This window comes from Syntrophorhabdaceae bacterium, assembly GCA_036504895.1.
In the GTDB taxonomy this organism is placed as follows: domain Bacteria; phylum Desulfobacterota; class Syntrophorhabdia; order Syntrophorhabdales; family Syntrophorhabdaceae; genus PNOM01.
Genome location: DASXUJ010000019.1, coordinates 1 through 23,206, shown reverse-complemented (window position 1 = coordinate 23,206; position 23,206 = coordinate 1). Strand labels below are relative to the sequence as shown.

General features: G+C 57.5%; 9 protein-coding genes. 7 read left to right on the top strand and 2 right to left on the bottom strand.

What is annotated here, in order from left to right:
* Nucleotides 1-34 precede the first annotated feature (34 nt).
* Entirely contained in the window at nucleotides 35-937 is a 903-nt protein-coding gene (locus VGJ94_02305; GenBank protein HEY3275426.1) for an RNA polymerase factor sigma-32, read from the bottom strand.
* Between the two features lie 920 nt (nucleotides 938-1,857).
* Here VGJ94_02305 and VGJ94_02300 point away from each other — a divergent pair.
* From VGJ94_02300 to VGJ94_02270, 7 genes are all read left to right on the top strand, one after another.
* Nucleotides 1,858-1,995: a hypothetical protein gene (locus VGJ94_02300; protein ID HEY3275425.1), complete on the top strand. Its 138-nt coding sequence runs from the start codon at nucleotides 1,858-1,860 to the stop codon at nucleotides 1,993-1,995.
* A gap of 1,055 nt (nucleotides 1,996-3,050) precedes the next feature.
* Complete coding sequence (locus VGJ94_02295; protein ID HEY3275424.1) at nucleotides 3,051-5,441, top strand: multicopper oxidase domain-containing protein; 2,391 nt, start codon at nucleotides 3,051-3,053, stop codon at nucleotides 5,439-5,441.
* Between the two features lie 129 nt (nucleotides 5,442-5,570).
* Nucleotides 5,571-6,803: an efflux RND transporter periplasmic adaptor subunit gene (locus VGJ94_02290; GenBank protein HEY3275423.1), complete on the top strand. Its 1,233-nt coding sequence runs from the start codon at nucleotides 5,571-5,573 to the stop codon at nucleotides 6,801-6,803.
* A 4-nt stretch (nucleotides 6,804-6,807) separates the two neighbouring features.
* Nucleotides 6,808-10,077 (top strand): CusA/CzcA family heavy metal efflux RND transporter, encoded by a 3,270-nt coding sequence (locus tag VGJ94_02285; GenBank protein ID HEY3275422.1) that lies wholly within the window; start codon nucleotides 6,808-6,810, stop codon nucleotides 10,075-10,077.
* A 650-nt stretch (nucleotides 10,078-10,727) separates the two neighbouring features.
* On the top strand, nucleotides 10,728-12,431 hold the full coding sequence (locus VGJ94_02280) for a hypothetical protein (GenBank protein HEY3275421.1): 1,704 nt from the start codon (nucleotides 10,728-10,730) through the stop codon (nucleotides 12,429-12,431).
* Nucleotides 12,432-12,766: 335 nt separating this feature from the next.
* Nucleotides 12,767-15,442, top strand: coding sequence for an SBBP repeat-containing protein (locus VGJ94_02275; protein HEY3275420.1), 2,676 nt, complete (start codon nucleotides 12,767-12,769; stop codon nucleotides 15,440-15,442).
* A 413-nt stretch (nucleotides 15,443-15,855) separates the two neighbouring features.
* Entirely contained in the window at nucleotides 15,856-21,513 is a 5,658-nt protein-coding gene (locus tag VGJ94_02270; protein ID HEY3275419.1) for a PocR ligand-binding domain-containing protein, read from the top strand.
* Between the two features lie 169 nt (nucleotides 21,514-21,682).
* Here the strand turns inward: VGJ94_02270 and VGJ94_02265 are convergent.
* The coding region (locus tag VGJ94_02265; protein ID HEY3275418.1) for an FAD-dependent oxidoreductase at nucleotides 21,683-23,206 on the bottom strand (1,524 nt) is incomplete at its 5' end.

Here is a 23,206-nt window from a genome sequence, read left to right as displayed (position 1 = left end):
TCTGCCGGCGGCGTCGAGGCAGTGAAAAGGTTTCTCAAGAGGTTACACCCAGGAGGGGGGCGGTGAAATATTCTTTCAAACTCTTGCGGAGATTATTTTCCACCTGCCGCACCCGCTCCCGGGAGATGTTGAAGATAGTGCCGATCTGCTGGAGAGTCTTGGGGTCCTCCGTAATAATACGGTGATCAAGAATGAAAACCGCCCTGTAGTTCAAGGTCTTCCTAAAGGCGACGATTTTGATTGAGAGCATCTCTGTCTCCTCTTTCCGGCTCACTATTTCCAGGATATCATCATCGCTTCTCAATGTATCCATAATGGTGTCATCGCCTTCGTCATGAGAAGGCGTCTCAAGGGAAAGATCGCCACAGGCGATTCTTTGTTTCATCTCTTCCACCTCTTTTTCCTTCACCTCGAGGGAAATGGCGATCACGCTTGAATCGGGAGATATGCCGAGGGCCTCGAGCCTACTCGATTCCTTTTTCAGGTTAAAAAAAAGCTTCCTTTGGCCTTGGGTCGTGCCTACCTTGACCATGCTCCATGAATCCATGATATATTTCAATATGTAGGCCCTGATCCAAAAGGATGCATAACTTGAAAATTTTGTGCCTTTATATGGGTTATATTTCTTCACCGCACGAAGGATTCCTATGTTCCCTTCCTGAATGAGGTCGAGGAGATTAAGATAAGTGGAATAATATTCCAGTGCAATTTTCACCACAAGCCTGAGATTCGCCGTGACGAGTGCCTGGGCTGCATCCTGGTCCTGATTCTCGAACATGAGCACGGAAATCTCATACTCTTCTTCCCTCGCCATCACCGGATATTTCGAAATCTCTGAAAGATAAGTTTTTAAGGGGTCGAAGGTGACAGGCAAATTGCTGTCTTCTTTGGGTATGTTCGAGTTTCGGCTTTCTTCGGAAAATCTTTCGTCGGTCATTTTTTTCTCTCTTTTTGGGCCGTAATGCCCGGAGCCGAAGGAGTTACGGTGGCAAAACGGGCGCCCCTATTCCCCGCTTAGATGTCTATCAATCTAATAGATTGATAGAACACGGAATTTCCCCATGGGATCTAAACGTATGGAAAAGTGAGCTTTCCTGGTAATGCAATTCGTGGGTCATGTATAAACTGTAAGTGCTCTCACTGCTTTTGTCATCTCGGTTATCTTCGCCGACTCGGTGGGCTCGATCCACACCAATAGTCACTGCCGGTTGTAAAGCCTCGGGTGGGGTCTTATATTGTGATTGTCCTGCGAATCCCCCTCATTTTCGTTGGATGCTTTGGATTGCCCCTCGGCTAATCCCCTTAGTCGGGGGGTTTCTTTATGGGGCGAAGGACCGAGCCTGCCCTGTCCCGGCTTCACGCTCTTTCGCTTTCTCTTTTCGACGCTCCATGGTGCGCTCTCGCGGGGCACGCTTTTTGAGTTCCCGACGCACGTTGAGGAGAGGATTACCGATCTCCCCGACCCGGGCCCGGTGAATATCGCGCTGCAGACGATTTCGCGGCGTTGCATGAGGAACTAACCTTTGAGATTCTGTCTGTTGATATCTGGTCTATAGACATGGTATACTTTAGCGGAATGTCTTAGTGGTTTTGGATGTCCGGACGCGCTTTTTGATGAGAGTATCGGTTCCGTATGGACAAAGCACCGGTAAAAACAGGAACGAGATCCCATCAACCGAAGTGTTCCGGCGTAGTGCTCAGACAGACAAAATATCTTAAAAATGGAGTGAACAGATGACTAAAGGTTCAGGCGCTTGTCCGTTTTCAGGCAGGCTGTGCAGGGAGTGTCCTATTTACATCGGCAGGCACTCTCAGATTTGTACTGCGGCAAGGTACATAAGAGGTGAGAGGCCGAAGTTGACGTACGGATGTACCCATCTGGAGCTTGAGCTCCCTGATGAGCTTGTGTATAGTGAAACGCGGCCGAAGGATCTTGAAGAGAGAGAAGAGAACCTTACGGAAGCCAAGATAGTGTGGAAGGGAGAAAAGATGTGACCTTCGGGTTGGCGTAGCCCTTTTTTCGTTCCCCTGGGGCATGAGGGCAAAAAGTCGCCCCTTCGGCCCCTGTTTTTGGGCGGCCGCACCTCAAGGCAAATTCCTGTATCCCTGCCTCTTCGCACAGGTTGCCAAACCTTTTACATCCATCCCTTTCACTCTTTTTCGGCGTGCAACTCCGTCATGAAGCGCCTTAACCGCGCCTCTCGGCATTACATTGACCAGGCGCTTCTCCTTCAGCGGCGCCTCCATCTTCCCCATTACGGTAAAGTGGCTAATCCGTCAAAGGGCACGATAACGAAATATTGTGTCAACGGGGATGTCATAGGGAACCTATGGCCTGGAATAAGGCGCCTATTGGGGGCGAAAGTAAAAAATAGCTCCCGGGGCCTGAAAGTACGGCAAATAGGGTGCGGGGAGCTTCCTCCTCCCGGACGGGATTTCCGATCGGGATGAATAGGCGCCCTTCCGTCATGCCCGTCGTCTCTCCATGTACCTTCTTTGAGGCGCGGAAAAGGGCATTCCTTCGCCGCGCAATAATGTGGTCGAAAAGGCACCCGATTCCGACCCCTAAAGGATCCCTCCTTTAGCCCCGCCGTTGGATTGTTGCCGTCATTCAATAATCCGCCCGTGTGATGAAATCAATTCTCCGGCCTTGTCGCCAAAAAGGCGACTTCCTCCGCGTTCAAAAGGGTACATAAAAAATGACTACTCTGGGACTTACTTCAGAAAATTAATTGACTATATTCCTCCATGATACCGCTCTGTGCCGCATCACGGAATTCTCCGAGGAGGGAGCGATATTTTTCAGTCTATATAAACCATAGTATGCCGGGTCTCGGGTGTCGCGAGACATGATGCCTGATATCGGCCGGACACATTTTGACGGAGAGACCCCGTCAGAGTCTTGCACTTGTGTATTCTGCACCGGCATGAGAAGCCAATGGCTTTCCCTTGTCCGCCGGCTAGCCTGCGAGTACGGAGAAAAGACCCTAGGGCCGCGGGAAGGGGACAGGAATTGCGCGAGAAGGACCAGTCCAAAAGGAGGTAAAAGGATGAGGATTTCAAGACGGCAATTTTTGAAAGGCGCGGTTATAGGAGGGGTGGGTCTGGCTTTGCCTTCCATTCCCTTCAGGGGCAACGTGCGCGGAGCGCTTGCCTTCTATCAAAGCCCGGGGATTCCCCTCTTCAAGACCGCATTGCGCGGCGCCGGCCCGGGAGGGATTCCGGTCGCCTTGCCGGGCGCCATGCCTGCGCCCGTGACCGGGGTAACCCATTACAACATCGGGATCATTCAGTTTCAGGACCAGATCGTACCCAAAACGACGGGCCTCGGCCCCACAAGCCTGTGGGGATACGCGCCTATCAAGGGCCTGGGAGGAAACATCAAGCCTACCCACTTGAGCGGGATCATCATTGCGAAGGGCCGTTCCCCCGGTGTGGCGAACGACAAACAGGTGCCCATCCAGATCAGCTTCCAGAACCTCCTCCTTTTCGCGAACAAGCACATCATCCCCGTCGACACGACTCTCCCGGGCGCGAACCAGGCGGTAAACCGGACGGCCGTCCACCTTCACGGAGGCCTCGTCCCGTGGATCAGCGACGGCGGCCCCTTCGACTGGTTCGGACCCCTGGGCGATCACGGGCTGAGCTTCCTCAATAACCAGGTGCTCAATCCCATACATCTTCCGGGGTCTGCCGAATACTATTATCCCATGAACCAGAGCGCCCGTTTCATGTGGTACCACGACCACGCCTTCGGCATTACGAGACTCAATGCATACGCCGGAGTGGCCTCGGGAATGCTCGTCCGCGACGGGTTCGAGGCGGGCCTCATCGATAGCGGGCTTCCGAATTACATCGAGGCAGGGGGCAACGAACTCCCCATCGTGATCCAGGACAAGATCTTCGTGGGACCCGATATCAAGACCAAAGACCCCAAGTGGGTGGGCGGACTTAACCTTCAGTCGGTGACCCGAAATCCGGGCAGCCTCTGGTATGCCCACACGTATGAACCGAACCAGATTGACGGCAGTGGCAGGTGGGATCTGGGCCCCGGGGGCTTGCCCCTTCCCGACCCCTCGGCAATCCCCGAATTCTTCGGCGACACCATGCTCGTGAACGGCACCACTTTCCCGGAGGCCACGGTCCAGGCCCGGCGGTACCGGCTCCGGCTGCTCAATGCCTGTAATGCCCGCTTCCTCAACCTCCAGCTCTACATCGACGACGGCAGCCCGAACGGGATCACCCTGGAGACCGATCCCAATAACGTAAATTTTGGCAATCCGAGAAACACGCCCTTCGTGAACGGCGCTACCACCCGTCCGACCTGGCTCCAGATCGGCACGGAAGGAGGGTTCCTGGCATCACCCAAAGAGGTGCCGAGCAACACTCCTTTCCTCATCACAGACCCTGAATTTCTTGGGGGAGGAGCCTCTCTCGACCCGTCCCAGATCCAAAAGTCGTTGATCGTGGGGCCGGCGGAAAGGCCGGACCTGATCGTCGATTTCCGCACCGTTTCACCGGGGACAAAGGTTATCCTCTACAACGACGCGCCGTCGCCCTTCCCGAGCGGCGATGACCGCAACGACTATTTCCCGGGATGGAATACCCAGGGACAGAACGGCAACCCACCCGGCGCCTTCGGGCTCGGCAACCCGGTCAATGGACTCACCCAACCCGGTTTCGGACCCAATACACGGGTGCTCATGCGGTTCAGTGTGGTGGCGGCATCGGGCCAGGCGGACAAGCCTCTTGCAATCAACACGTCCACCAACCTTGCCGCGGGCATCGACCCGACTTTACTCCCCACGTGGGGATTTACCAACGATTCCATTCTGCCCTTCACCAAGCGGTTCTTAAGCCTCAATGAGTATTTTGACGAATTCGGCCGTCTCATTCAGATCCTCGGCAACGCCCACGATCCCTTCGGCTCGCCCTATGATGCCGCCGCTACTTATCTGAATTACGGCCTGCCCCCGGGCTCGAAGACTACGGTCGGGGCCTCCGTCGAAAGCGTCCACCACGACGACACGGAGGTATGGGAGATCTACAACACCACGGGCGACGTCCATCCCATGCACTTCCACCTGGTAAACGTCCAGGTCATCAACCGGCAGAAATTCGATCCCCTCTCATACCCGTATGTCCCTTCGGGCGATATCATCCCTCCTCTCGCGAACGAGGTAGGATGGAAAGAGACGGTGCCCATGTATCCAGGCACGGTGACCCGTGTGATTATGAAGTTCGAGCTGCCGGTGATCGTGGATAAGAAGCTCAGGCCTGTTTCTACAAAAGCGAAGGGCGCCAAGGGCTGCATTCAGTTGCCCATAAAGGACGGACAGCCCCCTGCGAGCCCGAGGACGGGCGGCAATGAATACGTGTGGCACTGCCATATCCTGGAACACGAGGAGCATGACATGATGCACGCGCTGGTAGTCACGTAAAACATCCCGGCAAACCGGGAAGTGAACCCGACACTCCAATCTTGCTTGGCCTAGGAGTGCCGGGTTCGCGTATCTCGTCACGAGATGTAAAGGGAGCGCTCAATTCCAGGAAGGGGGTTAATATCGGCCATGAAAAGATATCTCTTTCTCTTTTCTCTTTCTATTGCCCTGGCCGCTTCATTTTTCATGGGTTTCTGGTGGAACCATTACGAAACGGAAGGAAGGGCGGCATCGGATGGGGGAAAACTCTCTCTCCACGCCGATCCCGGCAGCTCCGCCTTCACCGGGTCGGTCACCGCGGACGATGAAAGGGTAAAAGGATCGTCCCTAGGAAGAGAAACCCCCCCACGGGACGGCGCCGTCAATATAAGCGTGGAGAAGCAGCAGCTCATGGGCGTAAAGCTCGCGGTTGCGCGCAAAACTGCCGGGAGCGATACACTCCGCGTGCTGGGAAGGGTGGCCCCCGACGAGACGCGCATCTACCGGATCAATGCGGCCACCGACGGATGGGTCCGGAAGGTCCTGCCCGTCACGACCGGCAGCATCGTGCGCCGCGATCAGCTTCTGGCGACCTTCTATGCGCCGGAGTTTTTCTCGGCGATGAAGGCCTATCTCTACGGGATCAGGTCCCTGGAGAGGTTCCAGAAAAACAATGAAGGCAAGGAGCAGACGGACACGACGGACGCGAATATCGAAAATTACCGGAACGCCCTGCGCAATCTGGGAATGACCGAGCACCAGCTCGATGAGATCATGCGTACCCGGCAGGGTTCGGGAAATGTGGAGATCAGGGCGCCCCAGTCGGGATTCGTGCTCTTGAGAAATATCAGTGAAGGCGAGCGCTTTCAGAGGGGGACCGAGCTTTACCGGATTGCTGACCTCAGTCACGTGTGGGTCTTAGCCGATATCTTCGAGAACGAATCACGTTATTTCACGCCGGGCCTCCAGGCGAGGGTTGTCCATCCCGGGCTCAACAAGTCCTTTCGTGCCCGGGTGAGCCACGTCCTGCCCCAGTTCGATTCAGGTTCGCGCACCCTGAAGGTGCGACTTGAGACGGATAACCCCGGCTTCCTCCTGAGGCAGGATATGTTCGTCGACGTGGAGCTGCCGGTTACCCTCCCCCCGGCAACGACCGTTCCTGCTGACGCGGTTCTCGATTCGGGCCTCAAAAAAACCGTATTCGTGGCAAAAGGGGAAGGCACATTCGAGCCGCGAAAGGTGGAAACGGGCTGGCGCATGGGCGGCATGGTCGAAATCATCAAAGGCCTCGTACCTGGAGAGAGGATCGTGGTGTCGGGAAATTTCCTCCTGGATTCGGAAAGCCGCATGAAATCCCCTGCCGCAGCGGCGAAAGGGGAATAAGCCCATGATCAACAGGCTCGTCGAATTTTCCTCCCATAACAAGTTCATCGTCCTTGCGCTGGTCGCAATCGCATGCGTGGCCGGCTGGTGGTCCATGAAGCACCTCGCCCTCGACGCCATACCCGACCTCAGCGACACGCAGGTAATCATCTATTCACGGTGGGACCGTGGGCCCGACATCATGGAAGACCAGGTCACCTATCCCATTGTCACCGCCATGCTGGGCACGCCCCGGGTAAAGGCGGTAAGGGGGTTTTCGGATTTCGGCTACTCCTATATCTATATCGTATTCGAAGATGGGACTGATATTTATTGGGCACGCAGCCGGGTCCAGGAGTACCTTTCCACGGTCCTTCCCGGTCTTCCCCAGGGCGTGAGGACGGAACTGGGGCCGGATGCCACGGCCCTTGGCTGGGTCTACCAATATGTGCTTACCGACGGATCGGGGACCCACAGCCTCTCCGACCTCAGGGCTTGTCAGGACTGGTATCTCAAATATTACCTGAAGTCAGTGCCCGGGGTGGCGGAAGTGGCGACCTTCGGGGGTTTCGGCAGGCAATACCAGGTAAACGTCGATCCCGGCAGGCTCCAGGCCTATGCCCTGCCCATTTCAAGGGTGGTGGATGCGGTCCGGGGAGGGAATGCCGAGACAGGCGGCCGCCTGATCGAATTCGGGGGCACCGAGTATATGGTACGCGGCCGGGGCTACGCCCGGTCGGTCAAAGATTTCGAGAATATTGCGGTAGGGGCAAGCGAAAACGGAACGCCCATCCGGGTGCGCGACATCGGACAGGTCGTGACGGGCCCGGACCTTCGGCGCGGGGCTTCCGATTTTAACGGAACGGGAGAAGCAGTTTCAGGCATCGTCGTCATGCGCCAGGGACAAAATGCCCTGGACGTGATCCGTCGGGTAAAGGCGAAGTTAAAGGATATCGAGCCGGGGTTGCCGCCGGGCGTAAAGATCGTGCCCGTCTATGACCGCTCGGACCTGATATTGAGGGCGATCGATACCCTCAAATCGACCCTCATCGAAATCATGATCACCGTCGCCCTCGTGATCCTCCTGTTTCTGCGCCACATCCCGAGCGCCCTCATCCCCATGATCACGATCCCGGTAGCCGTGCTCATCTCCTTCATTCCCCTGCGCATGCTGGGGGTGACGGCCAATATCATGTCTCTCGGCGGTATCGTCATCGCCATCGGGGCCATGGTCGATGCATCCATCGTGGTGGTGGAGCAGACCCATAAAGGCCTCGAGCAATGGGACCAATCGGGGCGCCTTCGGGATTATCGGACGGTGGTGGTCGACGCCATCAGGCAGGTCGCCCGACCAAGCTTTTTCGCCCTCCTCGTCATAGGCGTCGCCTTTCTTCCCGTCCTGGCCCTCGAAGGGCAGGAGGGGCGTCTTTTCAGGCCCCTCGCCTACACGAAAAATCTCGCAATGATTGTCGCCGCCGTCCTTGCCGTAACTCTCGACCCGGCATTGAGGCTCCTTTTTACCCATATGCGGAATTTCTCCTTCCGCCCCTCCTTTCTCTGCAAGGCGGTGAATGCAACGGTGGTGGGCACCATCCGCCCTGAGGAAAGCCATCGCCTGAGCCGTTTCCTCATGCGCCTCTATGAGCCGGCGGTCTCATGGGCATTACGGCGGAAGTGGGTCGTGATAGGCTCGGCCTTCCTCATGATCCTTGCCACCATACCCGCCTATACCCACCTGGGCCGTGAGTTCATGCCCCCTCTCGAAGAGGGGTCCATCCTCTATATGCCCTCCACCATGCCCGGTATTTCCATCGGAGAGGCCCAACGCCTACTCCAGGTCACGGACCGGATCATCGGGCAATTTCCCGAGGTGGACCGGGTGCTTGGAAAGGCGGGCAGGGCCGACACGTCAACCGATCCCGCCCCTTTGTCCATGCTCGAGACGATGATCGTGCTCAGGCCCAAGGACGAGTGGCGCCGGACCGAAACATGGTATTCCTCATGGGCCCCCGCCTGGGCCGCACGGGTCTTCAGACATATTACACCGGACCACATCTCCCAGGACGAGCTGATCCGAAAAATGAATGATGCCCTCGAAATCCCGGGCCTCGCCAACGGCTGGACCATGCCCATAAAAGGACGGATCGAGATGTTGAGCACCGGAATACGGACTGCGGTGGGCCTCAAGATCTCCGGAAGAGACCTCAACAGAATCGAAGAGATCGGGACTGAGATCGAAGCCCTGCTGCCCGGGGTCAAGGGGACCCGGAGCGTCTTCGCGGAACGCACCGGAAGCGGCAACTTCCTCGATTTCGAGTGGCGAAGGGATGAGCTGGCCCGGTACGGCCTCAGCGTCGAGGAGGCCCAAAACGCCGTATCGAGGGCGATAGGCGGCGAAAATGTGACCACCACCATCGAAGGCCGCGAACGGTATCCCGTGAATGTGCGATACATGAGGGATTTCAGACAGGACCTCGGCTCCCTGAGCCGCGTCCTGGTCGCTACGTCAGGGGGTCAGCGGCAGATCCCCCTTTCCCAGCTCGCAGATATCCGCGCCGCCTCCGGTCCATCCATGATCAGGAATGAGGACGGCCTTCTCACCGGGTACGTCTACATCGATATTGCCGGGAAAGATCCGGGCAGGTATATGGACGAGGCAATGCGGACGATCAGGGAAAAGGTACAACTGCCTCCGGGGTACGCGGTATTGTGGAGCGGCCAGTATGAGGGAATGGAGAGGGCCCGGGAACGGCTGACCACGGTCGTGCCCGTAACGCTCCTTTTGATCGTCATCCTCTTATGGCTCAATACCCGCTCCCTGGCAAAGACCTCCATCATCCTCCTCTCCGTCCCCTTCTCTGCCATCGGCGCCTTCTGGTTTCTCCACCTCCTCGGCTACAATATGAGTATCGGCGTATGGGTAGGTCTGATCGCCCTTCTGGGGGTCGATGCGGAAACAGGGGTATTTATGTTCCTCTACCTCGATCTGGCGTACAATCAGGCCCGCAACGAGGGCCGCCTCCGGACCCTTGCCGATCTGCAGGCTGCCATCCGCTACGGCGCGGCCCGAAGATTGAGGCCGAAATTCATGACCGTGGCCACCACGTTTATCGGCCTCATCCCCATCATGTGGTCTTTCGGGGCCGGGGCAGACGTGATGAAACGGATCGCCGCGCCCATGATCGGAGGGATATTCACCTCCTTCCTCCTCGAGCTGCTCGTCTACCCACCTATTTACCAGCTATGGAAATGGCACTTTGAAATGAAAAAAAGAGGAGTGAGCGAAGGGGGTTGAAGAGATGGTTTAGCCCTCCCTCCGCCTACCCGATACACCGCCCGGATGGCGATATTCTTCAGTATATGGTGCACCGACCCGACATCTGTGAGGGGGCTCATGCAATTCATAGGGTCACGAATACCACATCGGGCACGAACTGCGAAGCGCGCCCATTCCTCTGACAGTTGCACGGGATTTACTGAAAGTTTGCATCAGAATAAGGGGCAAAAACCACGGAGCCTGGTGATTATCGTCCATGACAGTCTCGTAGTGCAGGAAAAAGCAGTCACTCATATTGTCAAGTGTAGGTGGAAAGCCTTCATACCTGACCGGCGCGATGCTGCGTAAGCCCGTCCGCCTCATGGGGCGAAAAGGCCGCCGGTAAAGCAAATCTCCCCTGTTTCATGCAATACACCCCGGACCTTTCCTTTTCTGGCACATAGTTTGCTTTAACCTTTGTACAAAATAAAAACCTCGATGACAGGCAATTCAAAGCCTCGCTGAGGTGAACCGGGGGTTCTCCCGCGCAGACTTTCCCGCTGGACTTGCGCCCTTGGCAGGGTCCTACGGGACGCTGTTCCAAGGGGACTCGATAAGACAGGAGGCAAATGAGCAATGGAGGTGAGGTACGGTTCAGGTTTCGCAAAATTCAAGAAGAGGTGGATAAGATGAAGTTGAGTACATCATTCGTATGGGGTATCATCATGAGCCTGGTAATTACCGGTGCATGCCACGCGGGCAACATCAGCCTGCCCTGGTCCAATCGTCTGAATTGTAGCCCATGGACATACAACGGCTCATCGGAAAGCATCACAAGCGCGGGATGCACCGAGTTTACGGTGGCAAGCGATTACTCGGCATGCGGCACTTATGCCCAGGTATCCGCGGCTGCGAATAACAGCGATAACGGTTCCGGCGGCGTGGGAATCCGCCAATACGTGGGGTCCGGGGTTACGAGCACCAATCAGACCGAGGCAACCAACGGCTTCAGCGTAACCCTTCCCGATCCGACGAGCGTCAACATCCGCTGGTACGAGCGGTACCAGGCAGGCTTTAGATGGTCGGACGTGGGCCATCACAAGGATGTATACGTGTCCACCGCGGTGGGCAACTATGTCATCCCCACACCCATGTACAATGGAAATACCTATGTGGTCGCCACCTATAGCGGCGGGCAGAACAACAACCTTTCCGGGTCGGTTTCAAACTTTATCAACCCCGGAGACGGTAAATGGCATCTTTACGAGCTTCACGCCACCAAGTCCGGCTCCATCCAGATGTGGGTGGATGAGGTGCTCATCATCAGTGCTACCGTTCCTGCCTTCGACTCGGGCTTTCGAAATGTCCAGTTCGGCTCCAACATCACCACGGCAGCCAACAGCCCATGCGCGGCCATCGACTACGATGACCTCGCGATAACCGCGGGCACCTACATCGGGCCGGTAAGCGGCGGAGGCGGCGGCGGAGGCGGCGGCGGTACTTCAGACACCACGCGCCCCACGGTCACGGCTTTTGGTATGCCGGCCACTTCCACATCCCGTACCGTGCCCGTCAGCGCCTTCAGGGCAACGGACAACGTCGCAGTGACGGGTTACTGCATCACCGGCGCAAACAACTCATCATCCTGCACCTGGTCCGGCTCCGCCCCCGGGAGCTACACCTTTCCCGCGACCGGAGCCCAAACCGCGTATGCCTGGGCGAAAGATGCGGCAGGCAATGCATCGACTCCATTAACCGCGAGCGTGAACGTCAGCTCGTCCGGCAGCACCACCGCACCCGTAATATCGAACGTCTCCCCTACCGGGACCCAGGCGTGCAGCAGCAATCCGCGGAGCATCACCATGTCCGTTCAAACCGACAAGGCGGCAACCTGTAAGCTGAATGCAACCGATGCAAGCTATTCCTCCATGAAATATACCTTCCCCACCACCGGCGGCACCACCCACTCCGTGCCTCTCAGCCTCTCCTGCGGCACCACCTATTCATACTATGTCAGATGCGCCGACGCATCGGGCAATGCAAGCGCATCGAGCACCACGGTCGCGATCCCCGTTGCCTCCACCGGTACGGTCAGCACCACGCCTCCGGTCATCTCCAACGTCTCCCCGACCGGAACCCAGGCGTGCAGCAGCAATCCGCGGAATATCACCATGTCCATCCAAACTGACAAGGCGGCAACATGTAAGCTGAATGCAACCGATGCAAGCTATTCCTCCATGAAATATACCTTCCCTACCACCGGCGGCACCACCCACTCCGTACCCCTCAGCCTCTCGTGCGGCGTAAACTACACATACTACGCCCGCTGCACCGACGCGGCAGGCCATGCGGGCACCACAAGCACGGTAATAACGATACCCGTGGCAAGGTAGAAGGCAGAGAAGACAAGACGAACAGTACATTCAGCAGGTAACCACGACAGAGGCGAAGGCTTTAAGCCTTCGCCTCTGTCGTTATCAGCGCCTCCAGGGAATTCCCGGCGCGTGCTGTTTCCATCGGGCCTCATCCATCCATGGGCGATACCGATCCTCTCCGGGTCTCCAGGCGTTCGACCGGGTCCTCTGCGGCCTTTGAAGGATGAAGGGAAAATTTTCTTGACAATATTGCCTTGTAGTGACAGAATTATCCCATAAAAACAGATAAATACGACCCTCAAACGTCCCCCGGGCAACACACATTGAAATCCGATATCCGGAAGGAGACCATCGTGAAAAGATCCCCTGCTCGTGCAATCCTCAGCCTTACCTGTTTTCTCCTCATCCCGTTTTCGGCCCATGCCAAAGAGATCTCGCCCCATCAGGTAAAGGCCGGGCTGCGGTCCCTCTCGGTCCCCTTTATCGCCAACGAAGGGCAGGTAGACAAGGGGGTTTCTTTTTATGCGAGGACTTTCGCGGGTACGGTATTTGTCGGCCGCGACGGCGTCATACAATATGCCTTCGGCGCCGGCTCCGCCATCACCGAGGAGGCGGTGCGGGAAGGCACGGTTCCGTCCTGCCCGAGAGGCGTCGACCCCTCATCGACAAAAATCGGTTCCTTCCTCGGCAACGATCCTTCCCGGTGGAAGGGCCATATCACTGCCTACGAGTCTATTGCCCTGGGAGAGATCCAAAAAGGGGTCACCCTCTCCCTCAAGGCCCACGGCGACAACGTGGAGAAACTCTTTACCGTGAGTCCCGGCGCCTCCCCGTCTTTTTCCATGAAGCTCTCCCACATAGAAAGGATGAACCTTACGGAATCGGGCGAGCTGGAAGTGACCACAGGGGAAGGCTCCTTCTTTTTCTCGAAGCCCGTGGCTTTTCAGGAGGTCGCGGGAAAGAGGCAGGGGGTCGTGGTAGCCTACGCCCTGACCGCACCCAACTCCTACGGCTTTGCAGTGGGCCCATATGACCGGGAGAAACCCCTCGTAATAGATCCCTATCTCGCTTCCACCTTTTTCGGGGCCACTACTGCCGTATCGGGCATGGTCACCGACATCTCCGGCAATGTCTATGTCACGGGAACAGTGTGGGGGTCTATCCCGGTGAAGAGGCATTCCTTCCAGAAATCGCGCAGAGGCGCGGGGGATGCATTCATCGCAAAACTCGACGGCTCCCTCACCGCCCTTCTCGCATCCACCTATTTCGGAGGGTCCTCGGAAGACGAAGCCGTCGCGGTCGCCCTCGATGCATCGGGAAATGTATACGCGTCCGGATGGACCGCTTCCAGGAACTTCCCCACTACGCCGGGGGCATACAGCCGTATAAAACATAGCTCCGACGACATGAGGGACACCTTTATCTCGAAGTTCGATGCGTCGCTCATGTCGCTCACTGCCTCTACGTACCTCGGGGGGACAGGCGACAATTCGGCATCCTCCGTCGCCGTCAGCGCTTCGGAGGAAATCTGCGTGAGCGGAATCACCGCGTCCTCCGATTTTCCGACCACGGAAGGGGCGTATAGCCGGACCCTCAAAGGCGAGAGCGATGCCTTCATATCGAAGCTCGACAGCTCCCTTTCCACGCTCCTTGCATCCACCTATCTCGGGGGCGCCGGCCAGGACTATGCCGCATCCCTCGTCCTCGATCCGTCGGGAAACGCCTATGTAACGGGCATCACCGATTCCCCTGATTTCCCCGTCACGGCAGGGGCGTATCTGCCAACGGGTCACGGCGGGGAGGAGGCCTTTATCTCCAGGCTTAACTCCGGCCTCACCGCGCTGCTTGCGTCCACCTATCTCGGGGGCTCTGCTGCGGGAGGCGGCTCGGAGAGGGGAGAGGCGATCGCCCTCGATGCGTCGGGAAACGTCTATGTGGCGGGGGGAACAGCCTCCACCGATTTCCCTACCACGGAAGGGGCGTACCTGCGCACCCTCACGGGAGAGCAGAACGGCTTTGTCTCGAAATTGAACGGCGACCTCACGACGCTCGTGGCCTCCACCTATCTCGAAGGCGGCTGGTATCAGCGGCTTTACGCCATGACCCTCAATCCCGGAGGAGATGTGTATGTAGCAGGGAATGCAACTTTTTCTTATAATCCGACCCAAGTATTCCCTGAGGCCGGGCCGGGTGGTTACGGAGGCAACTTCATCTTCAAATTGAACGGGACCCTTTCCACCCTCCTGGGCTCCTTCTGGCTTCCGTCCTGGTATTCGACGAGTACTTCACTCAATTCCATTGCCTTCGATCCGTCGGGAAATTTGTTCGCCGCCGGTGAAACCAGCTCCTCCACGTTCCCCACGACGGAAGGGGCATATCAGAAAATGCTGCGGGGACAAGGCAGCGCATTTATCACCAAGATAGACAGCGCCCTGTCCCCCACCGAATACACTATCACCGCCAGGATGTTCAGGAGCGGCAAGGGTACCGTGAGCGCGACGGGGCTCACATGCAGGGGCGCCACGTGCACGGGCACCTATCCGGTCGGCGCGGAGGTCGTCCTCACCGCCGAGGCTAGGCCCGGGTCCGCCTTCGACGGGTGGCGCGGATGCACCTCGACGTCGGGAAATACCTGCACCGTGAGAGTCGACATGCCCCATGTGGTGGTCGCCCTTTTTTATCGTGCCCCACGGATTGCCGTTACCCCTTCCTCCCTCTCTTTCGGCGCGGTACAGACGGGCGGCTCCCTCACTAGGGAGGTCCGGATCACGAACCGATGTGAGCCATATGGCAACATGGGTATCCCTCTCTATGCGGGCATCGACATCATTGTAGGCCCCATATCCATAACAGGTGATTCATTCAGCCAGACGAATAACTGCTCCACCGTCGCATGCCAGGAAGTCTGTACCGTGAACGTCACGTTCAGCCCTTCCGCGAGGGGGTCCCGCACGGGCAGATTGAATATTATCTCAAACGACCCGGCCAGGCCCGAGGTGCGGGTGAACCTGGGCGGCAGGGGAAAGTGACGTAAGGAAGTCCGGTCCTCCCCTCGCCTGAAATAACTTGAGAGTGGCACGCGGAAATCCCCATGCCGGTTGCAATGGATCGGTCCCGCGTCATGTAGCGCGCACCGCGAGCGAGGCCAACAGTAGCCAAAAGCAGGCGCCTTAAGCAGCGCCTTAAACGGGGGGAGGCTCCGATAGCTTTGCTATTGGAGGGGGCGACGTGAGCCCCTTCCAACTGCATTTGCCCCTATTGACAACCCGGCGTTGCCTGTATAGACTTTGTACAAAACATTGAGCGTGGAGAAATCGTAATGGTCGTGTCGCTTTACGGCGTTGAGGCCTTCTGCCCGAGCGGCCCCGCCCAATGGTCTTAAGCAGTTCCTCGCAGTAGTACTCCCGAATATTTTGGGCTGTGCCGGAGGATCGTTTAGGTTATGACAGAGACAGCTCACCATAGTTCTCATGCCTTCCCCGTTGTCGTCATAGGCGCCTCGGCAGGGGGCCTCATCGCCTTCGAGAGGTTTCTGTCCGCCCTCCCGGAGGATTTCGATTTTGCCCTCATCTTCATGCAGCACCTCTCTTCGAAACATAAAAACCTCTTGCCCGAACTCCTTCGCAACAGGGTGAAAAGATTCAGAATAGAAGAGCTGGTCGAGGGCATAAAAATTGTACCGGGTGTGCTCTTTCTCTGTCCTCCCGCATTGGAAGTAAGGATAGAAGAGAATATCGGACGGGTGGCGACCCGCTCAAAGCCTCATCAGCACCTCCCCATCGACGAATTTCTCAGTTCTCTCGCCCACTCCATACCCGAGCGCACCATTGCCGCCATCTTCTCAGGGGGCGGCACGGACGGCGCCCGGGGGATACGAACGCTGCGCAAGGCGGGGGGCACTGTCTTCGTCCAGGACCCGGCCACCGCCCAATACCCCGATATGCCCCTTGCCGCGATCAACACCGCTCAAATGGACGGTGTCTTCTCACCTGAGGAGATGGTGGGAGAAATACTTAAATTCCACAGATCCGGCATGGTCCACCTCCCGGCGGAAAACCTTATGACCACCGGTCATTTCGAGACCCTCTTCCGGCTCGTCTATGAGCGGACCGGGTGTCGCTTCACTCATTATAAGAGAAACGTGGTGGTTCGCAGGATCAGGAGGCGGATGTACCTCCACGCCATCACCTCGATCGATGCATATCTCGAATATCTCGAACGAACTTCTCCGGAGGCGGACCAGGTTGCGTCGGACCTCATGATCGGGGTCACGTCCTTTTTCCGCGACCGTCTCGCATGGAAGGCGCTCCATCTCGAAGTGACGAGGAAGTTTGTTGCCCAGGAAGAGTCCACGCCCATAAGAGTGTGGACCCCTGCGTGCGCAACGGGTGAGGAGGCCTATTCGGTCGCCATGTTGCTCCGCCATGAGCTTGACCTCGTTGGAAAGGGCCGGGAGGTCCAGGTCTTCGCCACGGACCTCAACGAGCGCGCCCTGGAGCGGGCACGGGACGGCGTGTACCCCGTTACCGTTACCGCAGATGTTCAGCCCGAATATATTTCAAAATTTTTCACCTCTTCGAGCGATAAGCTTTCACTCATCGTAAATAAAGATATCCGGCAGATGGTGGTTTTTGCCAAGCAGGACCTTCTGAGCGATCCCCCTTTCTCCCGTCTCGACCTCGTCATCTGCCGCAATCTCCTTATCTACCTTGAGCCGGAGGCCCAGGAGAAGTGCCTCGTTCTTTTCCATTATGCCCTGAAGAAGGACGGTTTTCTGTTTCTCGGAAATGCGGAGTCCCCCGGAAGGAACAGCAGCCTTTTCGTCTCCCTTGCCCACAAGAAATGCCGCATCTACCGGAAGACCGATGAAAGGCGCAGCCCAAGGTTGTCTCTCTCCGTGCCCTATGCCTCCGAGCGCGCCATAGCGCCCTTGAGGCATAAGCCGTCCGAGGACCACCGGCAATCGATTACCCAGGCAATCCAGGATACCCTGATTGAGGAGCATGCCCCCATTGCAGTAGCCATCAACCAGAATTATGACATACTCTATCATAACGGACCCACAAGCCGTTACCTGCGACAGCCGAGGGGAGAGCCTACCCGCAATCTCATGGAGCTCGTCCCGGAAAGGGTCAGGAACAGGCTTCGGGGCGGGATTTACCGGGCAAGCCATGAGGGAAAGCCGGTCACTATCCGCATGTCCATCCCTGACGACAGGGAGCGACCAAAAATAGTCACCCTCCGCATCTCAAGGGTGCGTGAGACCGTATTCCTCATCACCTTTAGGGATAAAGGGGCTCCGCTCCATGAGATGGAAGCTCTCCCCCTCGACTGCCGGACGGTCGAAGAGACTGCGGTGCACCAGCTCGAGAATGAGCTTTCCTCCACCAGGGATTCTCTCCAAAGCTATATTGAACAGCTGCGGAGCCTGAATGAAGAGCTCAACTCGTCCAATGAAGAGCTGCAGGCGGCGAACGAGGAGCTGGAAACTTCAAGGGAAGAGCTTCAATCTCTCAACGAGGAGCTGACCACCGTCAACCAGCAGCTCCAGACGAAGATCGAGGAACAGGAAGAGACCAACAACGATCTCACTAATTTTCTCACGAGCACGAGCATCCCAACCATTTTTCTCGACCAGCAGATGAGGCTCAAGCGGTTCACGCCCGCAATGGCGCGACTCACCACTCTTATCCCCGGGGATACGGGACGCCTGATTCACGATATGTCCCAGGAGAATCTCGGCCCCGACCTCCTTTCCGACGCCCGCTCCGTCCTCGACAGCCTCACCCCGGTAAAAAGGGAGCTGGCGATAAAAGGGGCCCGGTATGTCCGCACCACCCTCCCTTACAGGACCGCGGGAAACCGCATCGAGGGAGTGGTGGTCACCTATACGGATATCACCGAGCTAAGGAAGGTGGAAGCCCGCACCCGGCACCTCGCGTCGTTCCCCGGTCTCAACCCGAATCCCATAATAGAGCTCGATATAGCCGGGGAAGCCGTATACCTGAATCCGGCTGCAGAATCGCTCCTCAAAGACTCGGGAATGGGGGGAGACTACCGGCCCCTGTTGCCCCTTGATATGGCCTCTATTCTGAGGGATTGGGATAGATCGACCGCCCTCACCCTCGCGCGGGAGGTCTATTTTGACGGCAGGGCCTTCGACGAGACCGTTCAGCTTGTCCCGGACCTCGGGGTGGCACGGATCTATGCACGTGACATTTCGCAAAGGAAGTCGGCGGAGGAGGCGTTACGGGCGAGCGAGGAACGGGTCAGGCTGAAACTGAAGAGTATCCTCGAGCCGGACGAAGACCTCGGCGACCTGGAGCTCTCCGATGTCATCGATTATGAGGCTATCGATGCCCTTATGGAGGATTACCACAGCCTCGCAGGAATTGCGATGGCCATCATCGACATGAAGGGCAACGTGATCGTGGGTAAGGGTTGGCAGGAGATCTGCACCAGATTTCACCGGGTGAACCCGGAGAGCTACGCTCACTGCCTGGAGAGCGATTTACGGCTTTCCGAAGGCGTCGCCCTGGGAGAAGCGAAACTCTATAAGTGCGAGAACCATATGTGGGATATGGCGACCCCTATTGTAATAGGCGGTCAGCATGTGGGCAACGCCTTTCTGGGCCAATTTTTCTTTGAAGACGAGGTTCCCGATTACGAGGTATTCAGATCTCAGGCCAAACATTACGGTTTTCCGGAAGAAGAGTATATAAGAGCCCTCGAAGCGGTACCGCGGCTTTCCCGCGTAACAGTGGACGGCGCCATGTCCTTTCTCATGAAGCTCGCCCAGATCCTCTCCCAATTGAGCTACAGCAACATCAAGCTCGCGAAGCTGCTGGTCCGTAACGATTCACTCCTAAGCTCTCTGCAGGAAAGCGAGGAACGTTTCCGGAGCATGTTCGAGCGCCATAAGGCTATCATGCTCCTCATCGAGCCCCACACGGGTCTCATCGTGGATGCCAACTTGGCGGCTTCCGAATTTTACGGCTATTCCCGCGATGAGCTGAAGGCACTCCATATCCAGGAGATCAATCAGCTTTCGCCTGTCGAGGTGGCCGGAGAGCGGCAAAAGACGTTTAAGGGAGAGAGGGACCATTTCATCTTCCCCCACCGTATTGCCGACGGGACCATCCGCTGGGTGGATGCCTATTCAACGCCCATCGAAGCCCAGGGGAAATCCTTGCTCTTTTCCGTGATCCACGATATTACGGAGCGACGCCAGGCCCAGGAAGAGCGGGAGAAGGCAGTAGCATTTCTCCGCCTCATCAATGAGAGTGCCGACAAACGGGACCTCATGAGCAGCGCCATCCGGTTCTTCCAGGATTATTCGGGGTGCGAGGCGGTAGCGATAAGGCTCCGCCGGGGTGACGACTATCCCTATTATGAGGCCCATGGCTTTCCCGCGTCATTCCTCGCCAAAGAAGACAGCCTTGTGGGGTTGGCCCACCAAGGGGAGCCCCTCTGTGGCGATGACGACCGTCCCGTCATGGAATGCATGTGCGGGAGGGTGATCGAAGGGAGATTCGATCAGTCGCAACCATTCTTTTCCCCTGCCGGGAGCTTCTGGACAAATTCAACGACCGAAGTGCGGAATTTGACGGGGTCCGGCAGCGACTCGGCGACGATACGCCACCACTGCAATACCGAAGGATATGAATCGGTCGCCCTGATCGCCATTAAGATCGCTGATGAAACCAAGGGGCTTCTCCAGGTGAATGATTCGCAAAGGGGTAAATTTACCCCTGAACAGATCGGCTTTTGGGAGAGACTGGCCGGCTATCTCGCGGTGGCCCTGGCGAAATTCGAGGCGGAGGATGCGCTCAAAGAGGCCCATGAAGACCTCGAAAAAAGGGTGCAGGAACGGACCTTCGAGCTGAGCCATGCCTACGAGGCCCTCCACGAGGAGTCGGAAGAGCGCAAGCGGGTCGAAGAACAGCTCCGCCAGGCCCATAAGATGGAGGCTATCGGCACTCTCGCCGGCGGGATCGCCCATGACTTCAACAATATTCTCGCGGCCATCATCGGCTTTACGGAGATCGCGTCTGATGATTCGGGGGACCGCCCTGATGTGGAACGGGCCTTGAGCCACGTGCTGAAAGCAGCCCACAGGGGACGGGACCTGGTGCGGCAGATCCTCGCCTTTTCCCGGAAATCGGACACGAGCAGGAGCCTCATATCCTTAGGGCCCATTATTCAGGAGACGATCCACCTCTTGAGGGCCTCCATCCCCTCCACAATCGAGATTGCCTACAGGACTTCAACTACCGCCGATTCGGTGGTCGCTTCGCCCGGAGAGATCCAGCAGATCCTCATGAACCTGAGCACCAATGCGGCCCTCGCCATGCAGGCAAAGGGCGGGAGCCTCGAAATCTCTCTCAACGATATCGAATTATTGCCGGACAGCGCGCCTCTGGACGCCGATGTGCTGACGGGAGAATACCTTCAGCTTTCGGTAAAGGACACGGGCACCGGTATGACCCCCGATATTATGAAAAGAATCTTCGAGCCTTTCTACACCACGAGAGAGGTGGGCAAGGGCACGGGTATGGGGCTCGCCGTAGTATACGGGATCGTGAAGGACCTCCGCGGTGCGGTGAGCGTGGAGAGCGAGCCAGGGGTCGGCTCGATTTTCCGCGTCTTCCTTCCCAAAGTAAGACCGGAGATCGAGCCCGAGCCCGTGAGCCCCATACCCAGCCCTGAGGGAAGCGAAAGGATCCTTCTCGTGGACGACGAGGAGTTGATCATCGAATGGGGAGAAGCCGTGCTCGCCCGGCTCGGCTATGAGGTGACTTCGTCCACCGACAGTATGCAGGCCCTGAAGATCTTTTCGGGCGATCCTTCAGCCTTCGATCTCGTCATCACCGACCAGACCATGCCCCTCATGACGGGAATGGAGCTGGCAGAAAAACTCTTTGCCCTGAGGAAAGACATCCCCATCATCCTCTGCACCGGTCATAGCGAGACAGTCACTCAGGAGGACGTGCTCGCGATCGGTATAAAGGATTATCTCCTGAAGCCGGTAAAGAAATCAGAACTGGCCGAAGCCATCCGCCGCGCCCTCTCTTCAGAAAAAACGGGAGTAGCTAATTAAATCCTCTATTTTTCTCTCCTTGCCGAAGGAGCGATATCCCCTTTCCCCATCCCACGGGCTATCTGCCCGGCAACCACAAAATCCGGGAAAACTCCCCTCTCACGTATTTGCCTTCACGTAACCTTCCCCGTCCCCGGTCAGGAAACGGGAAGGGCTTCTCAATCGTGGGTCAGGCCATTACGGCCTTTTTCACCAGCGACCGGGCGATCTCTATCTTATAAGGATTCATCGCGAGGGGCCGTACGCCTTCAAGGGCAAGCTCGGCCGCTTTCCCCGCCGAAGCCTCGTCCACCTTGCGTCCTTTTAGATAGCTTTCTGCTGCCCTCGCCCTCAGGGGCTCCGGCGCCACGGAGCCGAGCACGATGCGTGCGTCTTCGCAGACCCCGTCTTTCAATGTCACGACCGCCGCCACGCTCACGATGGCGAAATCAATCGGTTTTCGCAGGGTAAATTTCTCATAGACCTGACGTACGCCGGCCCCGGGCTTGGGAATCCGTATCTCCTTTATCAGCTCGTCTTTATCGAGAACCGTGGAGCTCGTGGCACTCGCGCTAAAGAATGCCCGGGCCGCCATGCTCTTCTTCGTAGTAACGATGCGGGCGTCCAGGGCAACGAGGGCAACCGCCACATCGGAGGGACCCACGGCAAGACAGCCGCAATTTACACACCGGCCCGCCTCCTGTTCTATGGCGCGACTGCCGAGTCCCGGCATATCCTCCACGTCGATCCTGTTCTGCCGCATCGAGACGGGCAGCTCTTCGAGGTATGCCCGCGGGATCTCCCGGAGACGGGTGTCACTGAAGCCCGCCCCCGCCTCTTTCAGCCTTGCCTTCGCGGTCCCGAGCTTCAGCTCCATGGAGCGGACCCCATCCCTGGCAGATGCGACAGCCTGTATCACGGTCGCCGCCCCGGCCACCATGTCGCCGCCCCCATAGATTCCCGCCTGGCCCGTCTCCCCTGATTCGTCTACGTGGACGGTGCCCCGGGGCGAAAAGGAAAGGCCCTGGGGAACCAGGGAGGGGTCCACGGCCTGGCCTATGGCGACGATAACATGGTCGGCCCTGAGGTCAAGGGCAGTGCAGGTCATATCCAGTGTGGGATTGAACGAGCCGTCCGGCTCCCGGACCGAGAGACAGTTGACCGTATTGAGGCCCGTTACCTTGCCGTCTTTCAGTGCGATCTCTTTGACTCCGAGAGAGTCGTGGATAATGATGCCTTCTTCCTCGGCCTCTAAGATTTCGTTATCGAGGGCAAGCATCCTGTCCTTCGACGAAAGGTCCCTGCATTCGAGGCAGACGAGGCGCACTTCCTCGGCCCCCGACCGTTTCGCGGTCCGTGCCGCATCCACGGCCACGCTGCCTCCGCCTACGACGATCACCCGGGCGCCCAGATCTACCTTCTTCCCCGAGTTAATCACCCTCAAGTAATCGAGGGCGTAGGTGACGCCCTCCCCGTCCTCTCCCGGCACGCCCAGTTTCAGGGCCTTCCAGGTCCCTCCCGCGACAAAGATGGTGTCGAAGGTTTTCGTCAGTTGTGCCATGGTGATATCTTTGCCCACCTCTACGCCCGTCTTGAAGACGATCCCCATCTTCTCCAGGGCCTTCACCTGCTTTCTCACCACGTCTTTCGGCAGACGGAAGGGGGGGATGCTGTGGAAGAGCATGCCCCCGGCCTCGGAGAACCTTTCAAATAC